This window comes from Methylobacterium pseudosasicola (assembly GCF_900114535.1).
Lineage (GTDB): Bacteria > Pseudomonadota > Alphaproteobacteria > Rhizobiales > Beijerinckiaceae > Methylobacterium > Methylobacterium pseudosasicola.
The window spans coordinates 49,074-62,646 of sequence record NZ_FOTK01000037.1 but is presented as its reverse complement, the minus strand read 5'-3'; the positions used below and the strand labels follow the sequence as shown (position 1 = coordinate 62,646).

Genomic DNA, 13,573 nt, shown 5'->3' with positions numbered 1-13,573 from the left:
CTCCCGTAGGAGTCTGGGCCGTGTCTCAGTCCCAGTGTGGCTGATCATCCTCTCAGACCAGCTACTGATCGTCGCCTTGGTGAGCCGTTACCTCACCAACTAGCTAATCAGACGCGGGCCGATCCTCCGGCAGCAAGCCTTTCCCCAAAAGGGCGTATCCGGTATTAGCTCAAGTTTCCCTGAGTTATTCCGAACCAGAGGGCACGTTCCCACGCGTTACTCACCCGTCCGCCGCTGACACCCGAAAGTGCCCGCTCGACTTGCATGTGTTAAGCCTGCCGCCAGCGTTCGCTCTGAGCCAGGATCAAACTCTCACGTTGAAGAGATTGATCAAAGCTGATCACTACATCTTGACAGAGGCTCACATTCGTCCGGGCGTTTCCGCCCGAACAGTGTGAGCTTCCAAAAAGCGTATGACAGCTCGCATCCTCTTGATGACCCGGCTTTCACCGGGTCCGCAAGGACAAGCGCCGTCCACGCTTCTCTTTCTCGTATTCACTTGTCAAAGAGCGGAACTGACCTTGGTCAGCGCCTTGAAGAGACCAGTAAACCACCGGAATGTTCCGGTCAAGTGCTACTGAGATCTTCAGAAAGTCCGTCCGGGCGGCTCGCCTTTGCTTGGGCACCGCGTCGGGAGGCGCCGTATAGGACGCCCCGCATTCTGCTGTCAACCGGCTTTTTGCCGGCATCGAAACGGGACCAGCGGGTGGGGTCTGACGACCCCGGTGCCTCCTCCTGCATGTCGCTCGGGCGCGCCCACGCTCCGCTGGGCGGAGAGGGACAGGCTTGCGGCGAGGATCGAGGGAGGCACCGACCCGGTTGGTCCAGCGTCGATACCGAGGACAGAAATGGGATCGATCCGTCGTTTCGCAAGGGGTTGCCGCCCGGGGAGGCGGTCCGCGGCATCGGCGCCCTCCCCGGCCGAGGCAACGCGAAGGCCGCTCGCGTCGTTGGGCCTCCAGGATGAGGGAGCCCATGGCCACGATCGCGATCCTGATCGGCACGCAGGCGGGAGCCCGGCTGCTGGCCGCCAATTCCGAGCGGGAAGCGGCCCTCTCGGCCGAGGCCTTCCTGCTTCGACTGCCCACGCGGGCGCTGCCGGCGCCGCTCTGGGTCCAGTGCGCCGACCCGGCGGTCACCGGTCGGCTGACCGGCTATCTCAGCGAGCTGCAGGCCGAGCAGGTGCGCGAGCGCGACGCCCGCGTCTAACGCCCGGCCGGATTTCCTTATCTGGCGTCCTGCTCTAACCCCCGGGCATGAGCGACGCACGCGATTCACGCCGGCCCGAGGCCGCGACGCCCGGCGAGCCGGCCTCCCTGCGCAGGCTCCTGCGCCTGATGGCGGATCTGCGTGATCCCGATCGCGGCTGCGCCTGGGATGTCCAGCAGACCTTTTCGACCATCGTGCCCTACACGATCGAGGAAGCCTACGAGGTCGCCGACGCGGTGACCCGGGGCGACCGGGACGACCTGCGCGACGAACTCGGCGACCTGCTGCTCCAGGTGGTGTTCCACGCCCGCATCGCCGAGGAGGAGGGCGCTTTCGCCTTCGACGACGTGGCCCGGGCGATCGGCGACAAGCTGGTCCGCCGCCACCCGCACGTGTTCGCGCCGGACGGAACCCCCCTCCCCGCGGGTTCGGCCCTGCGCGACCCGGCCCAGGTCGAGGCGCAATGGGCGGCGATCAAGGCGCAGGAGCGGGCGGCCCGGGATCCCGGCGCCGCCGCGCCGGATCCCCTGGGCGGCGTCGCCCAGGCCCTGCCGGCTTTGGCCCGGGCCGAAAAAATCTCCCGGCGGGCGGCCGCCTACGGATTCGACTGGGGCAACGCCGCCCAGGTGATCGACAAGGTCCGGGAGGAGACCGACGAGGTCGCCGAGGCGCTGGAGGCCGGGGACCCGCAGGCCCTGTCGGAAGAGATCGGTGATCTGCTGTTCTCGGTGGCCAACCTTGCCCGGCATGCCGGGATCGATCCCGAGACCGCCCTGCGCGACGGCACCGCCAAGTTCGAGCGCCGCTTCGCCGCCATGGCGGCGCATCTGAAGGCCGCGGGCGGGGAACTCGGCCGGTCCGATCTCGCCGCCATGGAGGCCGCCTGGCAGGCGGCGAAGCGGGACGAGACGGCGTAGCAGGCGCGGCTTTCGCCCGCAGGCCGCGCTGGGTTCGAGGGGTCGACAGGCGACGACCGGCGCTTATCCTTGGGCCATGCGCCTCATCCTGCCCGCCCTCGCCGCCCTTGCCGTGATCGTATCCCTGCCCCGGGATGCCCAAGCCGAAACGATCGTCAAGGAACGGTTCGGCTGCCATACCCAGGAGGTCACCGACCGCCTGTTCAAGCTGGTCATGGCCGGCGACGAATCCGGGTTCGGACAGCTCCTGAAGGGCAGCCTCGCGACCGGCGAGTGCCGGTCTTGGAAGCTCGGCGAGGAGGTCCGGCTCGAGACCCGGACGATGACCTACGGGTGCCTCGCGCCCACGAGCGGGCAGGATCGCTGCTACTGGACGCCGCTCAGCGCCATCGAGAAGGCGAACTGAGTTTTTAGGGGCTCCGCCCCGGACCCCGCCAAAGGGCTGAGCCTTTCGGGATCCCGGATTTCCAAGCCGGCGGAGGAGCGGCCTCCCCTCCTCCGCCGCAGCCGCGTTCAGGCCGCCTTCTTCGCGCTCTTGGTCTTCGGGGCCTCCGCATCGTCGTCCGCCGGGGTGCCCTCAGTGTTGATCGTCTCGGCGATCTTGGAGAGCAGCGCGTCGGTCTTCTTCTCCTCCTGCAGGGTCTCGTCGAGCAGCTTGGCAGCCTCGTCGTGGCCGAGCTGGCGGGCCCAGGTCTTCAGGGTGCCGTAGCGGGCGATCTCGTAATGCTCCACCGCCTGAGCGCAGGCGGCCAGCACCGCGTCGGCGGCGGGGCTGTCGGCGAAATCCTCCAGATCCTCCTCCATCTCGGAGGTGATGCCCTGCATCGCCTCGCAGGTCTTGGCGCGGGCGGGCTTGCCGATGATCTCGAACACCTGGGTCAGGCGCTCGACCTGCTGGGCGCTCTCCTCGGCATGGGTCTCGAAGGCCTGGCGCAGTTCCGGGTGCTCGGCCGCCTTGGCGGACTTCTTGAGCGCCTTCACGGACTGCTTCTCGGCGTAATAGACGTCCTTCAGGGTCTCGTAGAAGGCGTCGTGCAGCGTCTTCGGCTTGGCCATGGGGCGATCTGTCTCCGATACGGGCCGCGTTCGCGAACGCGGCTTCCGGACGGGGAACGCCGGCCGGGCCGGACGGGTCCGGGCGATATCTTCGATCTGTGGAGGAACCTTTCGACCGGGGCTGCTCGGCATGGGCCGCGCCCTGGTGCTCGCTCGGCCCGGGGGCAAGACGCCCGGATCAGCTCCGAAGAATGTCGCCGGGCTGCCGTGCGAAGGACGCTTCTGCTCTGTGACGAACGTCGGCCGATGCGCTTGAAGTCGACAAATGCTTCGCGTTACACTCCAAACATCAGATTTATTGCCCCTGAGAGCAAGATCTGAGTATGCAAATATCGATCTATGGTGCGAAATTGATCGCAAATCGATCGTATCTGGGAGATTTATAGAGCATACATCATCGAATCACGGGGGAGGAAATGAGCGATATAAAACTATACATGCTCCAGTCCGGGTCTCTGAAATGCAAGGTTCACAACATCAAGATGAACCAGGGCGACGGCGCGGATTATGAAATCCCGGTGCCGTTCTTTCTCATCACGCATCCAGCCGGACATACCATCATCGATGGCGGCAACGCGGTGGAAGTTGCCGAAAATCCCCACGCCTATTGGGGGCGCATCGCTGACGTCTACTATCCCGTGCTCAGGAAGGAGGACGGCTGCGTTGACCAGCTCCGCCGCCTCGGGATCGATCCGGAGGACGTTCGCTACGTCCTTCAGTCCCATCTGCACCTCGATCACACGGGCGCCATCGGCCGCTTCCCGAACGCCACGCACATCGTCCAGCGATCGGAATACGAGTATGCGTTCACGCCGGATTGGTTCGCCCGGGACGGCTATATCCGTGCCGATTTCGACCGGCCCAATCTCAAATGGCAGTTCCTGAACGGGGCGGCTGACGACTATCATGACATCTACGGGGACGGCACGCTCACGACGGTGTTTACGCCGGGGCACGCCCCTGGGCATCAATCGTTTCTGGTGCGGTTGCCGTCTTCAAGACCCGTTCTGCTCACGATCGACGCGGCCTATACGCTCGATCACTGGAATCAGAAGGCGCTGCCGGGCTTTCTGGCCTCGGCTGTCGATAGCGTCCGCTCGGTCCAGAAGCTGCACGGTATAGCCAACAAGACGGGCGCCGAGGTCGTGACCGGTCACGATCCGGACGCGTGGCCGATGTTCAAGAAAGCCCCCGCCTTCTACGCTTAGGGCCGGGCCCGACTCCAAGGCCTTGATGGGACGCGCTCGCCGCCGAACCGGTATCCGCTTCGATGGCGCGCGCTCTAAACCCTTCTCTCGAACGGCGGTCGCCGTCCTTCGGGACAGGATGGTGCGCTCGGCTGCGTCCGGCCGCTCAATCGTCCTTCCGGTTGAGGCCGGGCTTCCGGGCGGCCTTGGTCTCCAGGGCTCGGGCAGCGTTTGAGCCGGCCGGTTTGGGCCGCAGGCGATCGAGGACGGCCTCGATGGCGCGCTCGACCTCGGCGCGCTCCGGCAGCGTGTCGGCGATGGGGGTCGTTCGGCCGGCAGCGCGGCGCTTCGTCATGCACTGTGCTCGTATCGGGGCCGGGCGACGCGATGTTCCAGCGCGTGCGGCGACCGCAGCACAGTCTATCGCCGATGATCCCAGGATCAAAGCCTGCCGGGATCCTGCGTTCCCGTGATCCTGTGATCACGGTTTCTGAGGGGTTGCTGGACGCTGCGGCCGCCGTCCCGTCGCGGCCTGCGCGAATGCCGGAGCGGCGGGGCGATCGACCGGCTCGCGCCTCAGGTCTTCCGGCCGAACGGCCAGTCGATCAGGCCGCCGGCCCAGAGCGCCGCCCAGACGAAGACCGGCTGAAACGCCAGCCTCGGGCCGTGATACCACCAGGAATCCGGGATGCCGTCGACATGGACGGCCTCAAAAGCGTGCTTGAGGTTGGCCGGGTAGACGCAGACCGCGTAGAGGGCGAGCCCGATCGCGGCCGCCCGGCGCAGCGACCGGGTCAGGAGGCCGATCGCCCCGGCGATCTCGCACAGGCCGGTGGCCAGGATCACCAAGCGCGGTGCCGGCACCCAATCCGGCATCAGTGGCAGCATCGCGTCCGCAGCCACAAGGTGGACGATCCCGATGTCGGCATAGATCAGGGCCAGGGCGTAGCGCAGCCGGCGCCGCCAGGTTTCGGCGTCCGGCCCAGTCATCCGACCCGGTCTTCCGTAACCCCGCAGGCGCGGGCCACCGCGGTCCGGAGCGCCGTCATCAGCCGGGCCACGGCCGGGTGTTCCAGGCTGGCGAAGGCGGTGGCGCCGATCGCGGTCACGGGGGCGAGGAGCCGCAGGGAGTTCGTGACGAACACGGCCTCCGCGCCGAGCCAATCGGCTAGGGGCAGCGAGGCCTCATCCGCGCGCAATCCGCACGCCCCGGCCAGCCCCAGCACCTCCGCGCGCACGATCCCGGCGAGCACGCCGTCGGCCAGCGGCGGCGTGACCAGCCGGTCGCCGAACAGCGCGAAGACATTGCCGGTGCCCGCGCAGGCGACGCGGCCCCGCGTGTTGCAGAACAGGGATTCGTCGAAGCCCGACGCGGCGGCCTCCCGGGCGGCCAGCACCGCGTCGAGATAGCCGAGCGTCTTCAGCCGGGCGGCGGGCGAGGTGTCGTTGCGGGCGATCCCGGTCGGCCACAGCCGCAGGGGCGCGAAGGCCGCGCTCTTCGCGCTCGGCGCCGCGGTGGCGAACAGGGTTGGATGCGGATCCGGCGGCGGCTTCAGCCCGCGCGGGCCGGTGCCCCGGGTGAGGGTGGTGCGGATCGCCAGCCGGTCGGCGTCCCCTCTTCCCTGACCGGCCAGCGCCCGCATGGCCGTACGGATCCTCTCCGCCTCGGCGGGGATCCCGAGGGTCTCCGCCCCGGCGACGAGCCGGGCGATATGCGCCTCCTCGAAAGCCACCCGGCCGCCGAGCGTCAGCGCCGTGTCGAACAGGCCATCGCCGAGCGTCAGGCCGCGATCGGTGTGGTCCAGGGGCGCCTGCGTCCCGGGGACGATCGTCCCGTCACGCCACAGCATCTGTGCGCCCTGTCGATTGGTGATCGTGCTTGTCCCGCCAGGCGCGGGCGAGGCCTAAAAAATTGGCGAACAGGGCGTGGCCGCCCTCGGTCAGAACCGATTCCGGGTGGAACTGGATGCCGTAGGTCGGGTGGGTCCGGTGCGAGAGCGCCATCACCTCGCCCTCCTGCGAGACCGCGTCGACCGAGAGGTGCTTGTCCATGTCGGGTCCGGGGGTGACCACCAGGGAGTGGTAGCGCCCGACCGGCATCGGAGCCGGAAGTCCGGAGAACAGCCGCTCGCCCCGGTGGTCGATCGGGGTCGCCTGACCGTGCAGGGGGCGCTGTGCCCGCTCGACCGTGCCGCCGAAGGCCGCGCCGATCGCCTGATGGCCGAGGCAGACCCCGAGGATCGGCATCTGGCCGGACAGGTCGCGGATCGCCGGTAGGGAGATCCCGGCCTCCGCGGGGGTGCAGGGACCCGGCGATACCACCAGGGCGTCCGGGGCCAGCGCCCGGATGCCGGCGACGTCGAGCGCGTCGCTGCGCACGACCCGGACTTCCTCGCCCAGCTCCTCCAAGTAGCGGACGACGTTGAAGACGAAGGAGTCGTAATTGTCGAGAACGAGGATCATGCGAAGGCCTCGAACACCCGGGCGGCCTTGGCCAGGGTCTCGTCGTATTCCGGGCCAGGCTCCGACAGCAGGGTTACGCCGCCGCCGGCCTGAAGCACGGCTTGCCGGTCGTCCATGAACACGGTGCGGATCGCGATCGAGGTGTCGAGCGCGCCGTCGAAGCCGATCCGGCCGATGGCGCCGCAATAGAGCTCCCGGGCATCGCCCTCGATCTCGGTGATGATGTCCATGGCGCGGATTTTCGGGGCCCCGGTGATCGAGCCCCCGGGGAACGTCCCCTCCAGGAGGTCGAGGGCGTCGAGCCCGTCGCGCAACGTCCCGGTCACCACGGAAACGAGATGGTGGACGTTGGCGTAGGTCTCCAGCCCGCACAGGGTCGGCACGGCGACGCTGCCCGGCTTGCAGACCCGGGACAGGTCGTTGCGCAGCAGGTCGACGATCATGACGTTCTCGGCCCGCTCCTTGACCGAGGCCAGGAGCGCCTCGGCGGCAGCCCGGTCGGCCGCCGGGTCGTCGAGCCGGCGGGCGGTGCCCTTGATCGGCCGGGTCTCGACGTGGCGGCCGTCGAGCCGGATGAAGCGCTCGGGCGAGGACGAGGCGATGCTCAGCCCCTCCAACTCTAGATAGGCCCCGAAGGTCGCCGGGTTGGTGGCGCGCAGGCGCCGATAGAGCGCGAACGGGTCGAAGCCCGCCGGCAGGTCGGCGCTGAAGCGCTGGGCGATGTTGGCCTGGTAGATGTCGCCGGCCCGGATATAGGCACGGACCTTTTCGACAGCTTGCTCATAGCTTTGCCGGTCGAAGTTCGAGCGCCACGCGAGTTTTTTTATGAGTTGACGTGGCGAGTCTACTGGTGCCGTCTCCGCCCCGAGCCGGTCGGCGAAGGCGGCGAGCCGCGCCTCGGCCCGTGCCTGCCGGGCTGCCGGCTCGGTCTCGGGAAATCCCGTGGCGACCAACCGGGCGGTGCCAGCGGCGTGATCGATCACCAGCACCGTGTCGTAGAGATTGAACGCGCTATCGTCGGTCAGCCCCGCCCGCCGGGAAGGGGCCGCGACCCGCTCGAGCTGCGCCCCGAGATCGTAGGCGAGGTAGCCGATGGCGCCACCCGGGAATGGATTGTCCGGATCCGGCTCGACCCGGTAGGGCGCCAGGCAGGCCCGCAAGGCCGCGAACGGCCCGCCCGGGACCGGGCGTCCGTCCAGCGTCGCGCGCCCGTCCCGGAAGCGGAAGCGCGCGAACGGATCGGCGGCCACGATCGAGTGCCGCCCCAGCGCGTCGTGCCGCATGGCGCTGTCGAGGAAGGCGAGATCCGGCAGGGGCCGCAGCCGGGCGGCCGCCGCGACGGGATCGATGAAGGGGATCTCTCGGGTCCAGATCTCTTGGGTCCACATGACCGGGTTCGGGCTGATGTCCTGAGGGCACGCGCCCCGCGCGCTGCCGTCGCACAGGCGATGCCGCGGGGAAAGCGGCAGTTCCGCGCAAGGCCGCGCCCATCAAGGGCGGTCGGGACCCGTCCCGGGCTTGGGAGAAGGCCGGCAGATCCTGATGTGGGATCTCAGGAGCCGCCGGCAAAGCCCTGCAAACAGCCAAGCTTCGATCTTGGCGCCAGCCTCTCGCCTTGGGCCGGTCACCCCTGCGGCGGCCGGTCTCGCGCGAGCGCGTTAGAACCGCTATAGGGGCGCGATCCCGAACGCCACTCCTCGCGCTCCGTGCGACCTGATCCACCGGCCGCACGCGAGGGTGGCGTCCGCCCCGTCTTCCGAATGCCACCATGACCGCAACCGCCACGCCCGCACCTCAGGGAGCTACCCCCGGGGCCGCCCCAAAGATCTCGTTCGTGTCGCTGGGCTGCCCCAAGGCGCTGGTCGATTCCGAGCGGATCCTCACGCATCTGCGCGCCGAGGGCTACGAGCTGGCCCGCCGCCATGACGGGGCGGATGTGGTGATCGTCAACACCTGCGGGTTCCTGGATTCGGCGAAGGCGGAATCGCTCTCGGCGATCGGCGAGGCCATGGCCGAGAACGGCCGGGTGATCGTCACCGGCTGCATGGGCGCGCAGCCCGAGGAGATCCGCGAAAAATATCCGGACCTGCTCGCGGTCACCGGGCCGCAGGCCTACGAATCCGTGGTGGCGGCGGTCCACGAGGCGGTGCCCCCGGCCCACGACCCGTTCCTCGATCTGGTGCCGCCGCAGGGGATCAAGCTCACCCCGCGCCATTACGCCTACCTGAAGATCTCGGAAGGGTGCAGCAACCGCTGCAGCTTCTGCATCATCCCGTCCTTGCGCGGGAACCTCGTCAGCCGCCCGGCCGGCGACGTGCTGCGCGAGGCGGAAAAACTGGTCAAAGCCGGCGTGAAGGAGTTGCTGGTCGTCTCGCAGGATACCAGCGCCTACGGCGTCGATGTCCGCTACAGTGAGAGCCCGTGGCGCGACCGGAGCGTGCGGGCGAAATTCTACGACCTGACCAAAGAGCTCGGCGAGCTCGGGGCCTGGGTGCGGCTGCACTACGTCTACCCCTACCCGCACGTGGACGAGGTCATCCCGCTGATGGCCGAGGGCAAAGTGCTTCCCTATCTCGACATGCCGCTCCAGCACGCAAGCCCCTCCGTGCTCAAGCGCATGCGCCGGCCCGGCAACCAGGAGCGCCAGCTCGACCGGATCCGCAGCTGGCGGCAGACCTGCCCGGATCTCGCGATCCGCTCGACCTTCATCGTCGGCTTCCCGGGTGAGACCGAAGCCGAGTTCGAGGAGCTGCTGGCCTGGCTGCAGGAGGCCAAGCTCGATCGCGTCGGTTGCTTCGAATACGAGCCGGTGGCCGGCGCCACCGCCAACGCGCTGGGCGACCTCGTGCCGCCGGAGCTGAAGGCCGAACGCAAGCGCCGGTTCATGGAGACGCAGAACGCGATCTCGCTCCGGCTCCAGCGAGCCAAGGTCGGCAAGCGGCTGGCCATGATCGTCGATTCCGTCGATGGCGGGATCGCCAAGGGCCGGTCCAAGGCCGACGCCCCGGAGATCGACGGCACCGTCCACGCCGCCTTCCGGCGCCCGGTGCGGCCCGGCGAGATCGTCACCGTGAAGGTCGACCGGGCCGAGGCCTACGACCTCTACGGCAGCGTGACCTGATTTTTTTGGGACTTCGCCCGATCCCCTGTGCGCTGCGTTGCCGGATCGGTTGACCCGGGCAGCCGATCCTGATTCTTAGGAACATATCAGGAACTTAAGCCGAGCCCCCGAGGCGGCGATGGATCCGGAGGTCGCCCTCCGAAAAATCATCCATATCGACATGGACGCGTTCTATGCCTCCGTGGAGGAGCGGGATGAACCGTCCTTGCGCGGGCTGCCGCTGGCCGTTGGCGGCTCCCGGGAGCGCGGCGTGGTGATGGCCGCGAGCTACGAGGCGCGGCGGTTCGGCGTGCGCTCGGCCATGCCGTCGGCCACCGCCCGGCGGCTCTGTCCGGATCTGCTGTTCGTGAAGCCGCGCTTCGAGGTCTACCGGGCCGTCTCCGAGGAGATCCGGGCGGTGTTCGCCCGGCACACGCCGGTGATCGAGCCGGTGGCCCTGGACGAGGCCTATCTCGACGTCACCGAGAATCTTCTGGGCCTGCCGACCGCGACCGCCGTCGCCAAGGCGATCCGGGCCGAGATCCTGGAGCGTACCGGCCTCGTCGCCTCGGCGGGGGTCTCGTACAACAAGTTTTTGGCCAAGGTCGCCTCCGACTACCGGAAGCCCGACGCGCTGTTCGTCATCACCCCATCCATGGGGCCGGATTTCGTCGCCGCCCTGCCGATCGGCCGGTTCCATGGGGTCGGCCCGGTCACCGAGGCGAAGATGAAGCGGCTCGGCATCGAGACCGGGGCCGATCTGCGCGCATGGGATCTGGAGCGCCTGCGCGAGACCTTCGGGTCGGCCGGGGCCTATTACCACGCGGTCGCCCGCGGGTTCGACGAGCGGCCGGTGCGCGCCCACCGGGTGCGCAAGTCGATCGGGGCGGAGACCACCTTTTCGGAGGACACCGCCGCCTACGATATCCTGGCGGCGCGGCTCGCGCCCCTGTTCGACAAGGTCTGGGCCGGGGCCGACGCCAAGGGGATGCGCGCCCGGACCGTGACCCTGAAGCTCAAATTTTCCGATTTTGCCCAAGTCACCCGGGCAAGGTCGCTCTCCGCTCCGGTGGCCGACCGGGTCGCCCTGGAGCGGATCGGCCTGGATCTGCTCTCCGGCCTGTTCCCCCTCCGGCGCAGCGCCCGGCTGATCGGAATCGCGCTCTCGGGCTTCGAGCAAGGGGAGAAGGAAGAGCCGCTGCAACTGGGGCTGGGGCTCTGATCCGTCGCGACGGTCCCATGCTGCGCTGCCGCGTGACTTGTGCGGCGCCACACGTCGGGTGCGACTCATCAACCACAGATAGGAGCCATCCGGTGTGGCCCGGGATTGCCCGGACACCGCACGAACCGAAGGATCCGCCCCATGTCGAAGCCCATCTCGTTAACCCTGGCCGCCGCTCTACTGCTGAGCGTCCCGGCGGGCGCCACCCGCGCCGACAGCACCACCGGCTTCAGCGCCGCCAACGCGGCCCTCTTGCGGGGCTACACCGCGAGCCCCGCGCAACTCTACGTGTCGTCGGGCAGCCCCGGCTTCGGCTTCGTCGACGGGCCGGCCGCCGCGCCGCAGCGGCCGAAGGCGCCGATCCGCGCCCGCTGACGCGGATCGGCCCGGGATTTCGTATCAGGCGTTCTTGCGCGGGCGGTGGTTCGGGTCGATGCCGCCGTCCGGCTTGGTCTCGTTCTCGACGTCGCCCTCGAAGGTCGAATCGGCCTCCAAGTCTTCGGGGTCGGCGCCGCTCATGCCCTTGGACGTGCCGATTCCGGGATTGCCCTTGAGATCGGCATCGGTCGGGGTCTCGGTCTTCGGGTGCTTGGATGACATCGCCTGACTCCTGATCGGGTCTCGGAGCCGGGCCAACGCGTCGGGCCCCGGGCGGTCGCCCGACCGGCATGCGGCAGTTCGCCTCCCGGGGGCCGTCAGGCGATCGCGGCCGATTCGATCCGGCGCACGCCGGCCGCCTCCATCCGGGACCACGCGTCGGCGACCGACCCGTTGAGGTCGATCCCCCGCACCGCATCCGCCGCCACCCACACGTCGAAGCCCGCCGCGCGGGCGTCGAGCGCGCTCCAGAGCACGCAGAAATCGGTGGCGAGCCCGCACAGGACGACGCGGGTGATGCCGCGCTCGGCGAGCGCCCCGGCGAGCCCGGTGCGGGTGGTGCGGTCGGCCTCCAAGAAGGCCGAGTAGCTGTCGACCCGGGGATCCAGGCCCTTGCGGACCACCAGGCTCGCCCGGTCGGTGGCCAGCCCCGGCGCGAAACCCGCCCCCGGGCTGCCCTGGACGCAGTGCCGGGGCCACAGCACCTGCGGCCCGTAGGGCAGCGCCACGGTCTCGAACGGGGCACGCCCCGGATGGGTGTCGGCGAAGGAGACGTGGTCGGCCGGATGCCAGTCCTGCATCAGCACCACGTGCCGGAAGCGGTACTGGAGCGCGTTGACCGGCTCCACCACGGCGTCGCCGTCCGGGACGGGGAGGGCCCCGCCCGGCAGGAAATCGACCTGCACGTCGATGACGAGGAGCAGGTCGGCAGGGCCTGGCGTCATGACGCTAAGGCAGCATCACGATCGAGCCGGTGGTCTCCCGGCCGGCCAGGTCCCGGTGCACCTGCTGCGCCTCGGCGAGCGGGTAGGTCGCGTTGACGGCGATCTTCACGGCGCCGTCGCCGACCACCTTGAACAGGCGGGCGGCCGCCTCCTCCAGGGTGGCGCGGTTGGACGAGAAGGTCGCCAGCGTCGGTCGAGTCACGTAGAGCGAGCCGCGCGGGGCGAGGAGCCCCAGGTCGAGCCCGGTGATCGCACCCGACGCCGAGCCGAAGCTCGCCAGCAGGCCGAGCGGCGCGAGGCTGTCGAGGGAGCCCATCAGGGTCGCCTGCCCGACGCCGTCATAGACGACAGGCACGCCCTTGCCGTCGGTCAACTCGCGCACCCGCTTGGCGACATCCTCCTCGCGGTAGAGGATGACGTGATCGCAGCCGTTCTGTTTGGCCAGCGCCGCCTTCTCGGGGCTGCCGGCGGTGCCGATCACCGTGGCGCCGAGATGCTTGGCCCATTGGCAGGCGATCAGGCCGACGCCGCCGGCGGCGGCCTGCCACAGGATCGTGTCGCCGGGCTTCACCGCGTAGGTCCGGTGCAGCAGGTACTCGACGGTCAGACCCTTGAGCATCATGGCGGCGGCGGTCTTCTCGTCGACGCCGTCGGGGATCGGGACCGCCGCGGCGGCCGGGATCACCGCCTCCTCGGCGTAGCAGCCATCCGGCACCGAGCCGTAGGCGACCCGGTCGCCGGGCTTGAACTGCGTCACCCCCTCGCCCACCGCCGAGACGGTGCCGGCGCCCTCCTTACCCGGGGTGTAGGGCAGGTGCGGCGACTTGTAGGCGCCGGTGCGGAAGTAGATGTCGATGAAGTTGACGCCGATGGCGGCTTGGCGGACCCGGATCTGCCCGGGGCCGGGCTCGGCCAGGGGCACGTCCTCGAACCGCATCACCTCGGGGCCGCCGTACTCGTAGACCCGGATCGCCTTCGGCATCGTCGTACTCCCGCTCAAGCCCCGTTGCGCCGGGACGTCGCGGATCCGAGATAACGGAGCGGTCGCCGGAGGCAATTTCTTTTTGTCGTTCGCCCTTCGGTTGCGGCTTGGTTCG

16 protein-coding genes and 1 rRNA gene are annotated in these 13,573 nt (G+C 69.0%); 7 read left to right on the top strand and 10 right to left on the bottom strand.

All coding sequences use genetic code 11. The annotated features are described in order from the left end of the window. Positions 1 to 320: ribosomal RNA gene (locus BM228_RS26160) — 16S ribosomal RNA — on the bottom strand; the annotation flags it as partial. 655 nt (positions 321 to 975) lie between these two features. Between BM228_RS26160 and BM228_RS26155 the strand changes: the two genes are divergently transcribed. The 3 genes from BM228_RS26155 to BM228_RS26145 all read left to right on the top strand — a co-directional run bounded on the left by BM228_RS26155 (position 976) and on the right by BM228_RS26145 (position 2,532). Further along, entirely contained in the window at positions 976 to 1,209 is a 234-nt protein-coding gene (locus tag BM228_RS26155; RefSeq protein WP_092045155.1) for a hypothetical protein, read from the top strand. A gap of 47 nt (positions 1,210 to 1,256) precedes the next feature. Next, positions 1,257 to 2,126 (top strand): nucleoside triphosphate pyrophosphohydrolase, encoded by an 870-nt coding sequence (gene mazG / locus BM228_RS26150; RefSeq protein WP_092045153.1) that lies wholly within the window; start codon positions 1,257 to 1,259, stop codon positions 2,124 to 2,126. 76 nt (positions 2,127 to 2,202) lie between these two features. Next, positions 2,203 to 2,532 (top strand): hypothetical protein, encoded by a 330-nt coding sequence (locus BM228_RS26145; protein ID WP_092045152.1) that lies wholly within the window; start codon positions 2,203 to 2,205, stop codon positions 2,530 to 2,532. A gap of 107 nt (positions 2,533 to 2,639) precedes the next feature. Here the strand turns inward: BM228_RS26145 and BM228_RS26140 are convergent, their stop codons facing one another. Continuing rightward, positions 2,640 to 3,182, bottom strand: a complete 543-nt coding sequence (locus tag BM228_RS26140) for a YciE/YciF ferroxidase family protein (protein ID WP_092045150.1) — start codon at positions 3,180 to 3,182, stop codon at positions 2,640 to 2,642. A 416-nt stretch (positions 3,183 to 3,598) separates the two neighbouring features. On the opposite strand from BM228_RS26140, the gene attM reads away from it, so the two are divergent. After that, complete coding sequence (gene attM, locus BM228_RS26135) at positions 3,599 to 4,390, top strand: AttM family quorum-quenching N-acyl homoserine lactonase (protein WP_167367831.1); 792 nt, start codon at positions 3,599 to 3,601, stop codon at positions 4,388 to 4,390. Between the two features lie 145 nt (positions 4,391 to 4,535). Here attM and BM228_RS26130 read toward each other — a convergent pair whose 3' ends face one another. The 5 genes from BM228_RS26130 to pabB all read right to left on the bottom strand — a co-directional run bounded on the left by BM228_RS26130 (position 4,536) and on the right by pabB (position 8,220). Next, positions 4,536 to 4,724: a hypothetical protein gene (locus tag BM228_RS26130; RefSeq protein ID WP_092045147.1), complete on the bottom strand. Its 189-nt coding sequence runs from the start codon at positions 4,722 to 4,724 to the stop codon at positions 4,536 to 4,538. A gap of 221 nt (positions 4,725 to 4,945) precedes the next feature. Then, on the bottom strand, positions 4,946 to 5,359 hold the full coding sequence (locus BM228_RS26125; protein WP_092045146.1) for a DoxX family protein: 414 nt from the start codon (positions 5,357 to 5,359) through the stop codon (positions 4,946 to 4,948). Beyond that, on the bottom strand, positions 5,356 to 6,219 hold the full coding sequence (locus BM228_RS26120; protein ID WP_092045144.1) for an aminotransferase class IV: 864 nt from the start codon (positions 6,217 to 6,219) through the stop codon (positions 5,356 to 5,358). The genes BM228_RS26125 and BM228_RS26120 overlap by 4 nt, the downstream gene beginning before the upstream one ends. Further along, the gene (locus BM228_RS26115; RefSeq protein WP_092045143.1) at positions 6,206 to 6,832 is read right to left on the bottom strand and encodes an anthranilate synthase component II; all 627 of its coding nucleotides are present in this window, start codon (positions 6,830 to 6,832) and stop codon (positions 6,206 to 6,208) included. Before BM228_RS26115 ends, BM228_RS26120 begins: the two co-directional genes overlap by 14 nt. Next, positions 6,829 to 8,220, bottom strand: coding sequence for an aminodeoxychorismate synthase component I (gene pabB, locus BM228_RS26110; protein WP_167367830.1), 1,392 nt, complete (start codon positions 8,218 to 8,220; stop codon positions 6,829 to 6,831). The genes BM228_RS26115 and pabB overlap by 4 nt, the downstream gene beginning before the upstream one ends. 380 nt (positions 8,221 to 8,600) lie before the next feature. On the opposite strand from pabB, the gene rimO reads away from it, so the two are divergent. The 3 genes from rimO to BM228_RS26095 all read left to right on the top strand — a co-directional run bounded on the left by rimO (position 8,601) and on the right by BM228_RS26095 (position 11,529). Beyond that, on the top strand, positions 8,601 to 9,953 hold the full coding sequence (rimO, locus tag BM228_RS26105) for a 30S ribosomal protein S12 methylthiotransferase RimO (RefSeq protein ID WP_092045141.1): 1,353 nt from the start codon (positions 8,601 to 8,603) through the stop codon (positions 9,951 to 9,953). A gap of 118 nt (positions 9,954 to 10,071) precedes the next feature. After that, positions 10,072 to 11,154 (top strand): DNA polymerase IV, encoded by a 1,083-nt coding sequence (gene dinB, locus BM228_RS26100; RefSeq protein ID WP_092045140.1) that lies wholly within the window; start codon positions 10,072 to 10,074, stop codon positions 11,152 to 11,154. 141 nt (positions 11,155 to 11,295) lie between these two features. Continuing rightward, the gene (locus tag BM228_RS26095; RefSeq protein WP_092045138.1) at positions 11,296 to 11,529 is read left to right on the top strand and encodes a hypothetical protein; all 234 of its coding nucleotides are present in this window, start codon (positions 11,296 to 11,298) and stop codon (positions 11,527 to 11,529) included. A 24-nt stretch (positions 11,530 to 11,553) separates the two neighbouring features. Here BM228_RS26095 and BM228_RS26090 read toward each other — a convergent pair whose 3' ends face one another. The 3 genes from BM228_RS26090 to BM228_RS26080 form a co-directional block, all read right to left on the bottom strand. Beyond that, complete coding sequence (locus tag BM228_RS26090) at positions 11,554 to 11,754, bottom strand: hypothetical protein (protein ID WP_007559109.1); 201 nt, start codon at positions 11,752 to 11,754, stop codon at positions 11,554 to 11,556. A gap of 95 nt (positions 11,755 to 11,849) precedes the next feature. Then, positions 11,850 to 12,476 (bottom strand): bifunctional nicotinamidase/pyrazinamidase, encoded by a 627-nt coding sequence (pncA, locus tag BM228_RS26085; RefSeq protein WP_092045137.1) that lies wholly within the window; start codon positions 12,474 to 12,476, stop codon positions 11,850 to 11,852. A gap of 4 nt (positions 12,477 to 12,480) precedes the next feature. Beyond that, the gene (locus BM228_RS26080) at positions 12,481 to 13,458 is read right to left on the bottom strand and encodes a quinone oxidoreductase family protein (RefSeq protein WP_092045135.1); all 978 of its coding nucleotides are present in this window, start codon (positions 13,456 to 13,458) and stop codon (positions 12,481 to 12,483) included. Between the last annotated feature and the right edge of the window lie 115 nt (positions 13,459 to 13,573).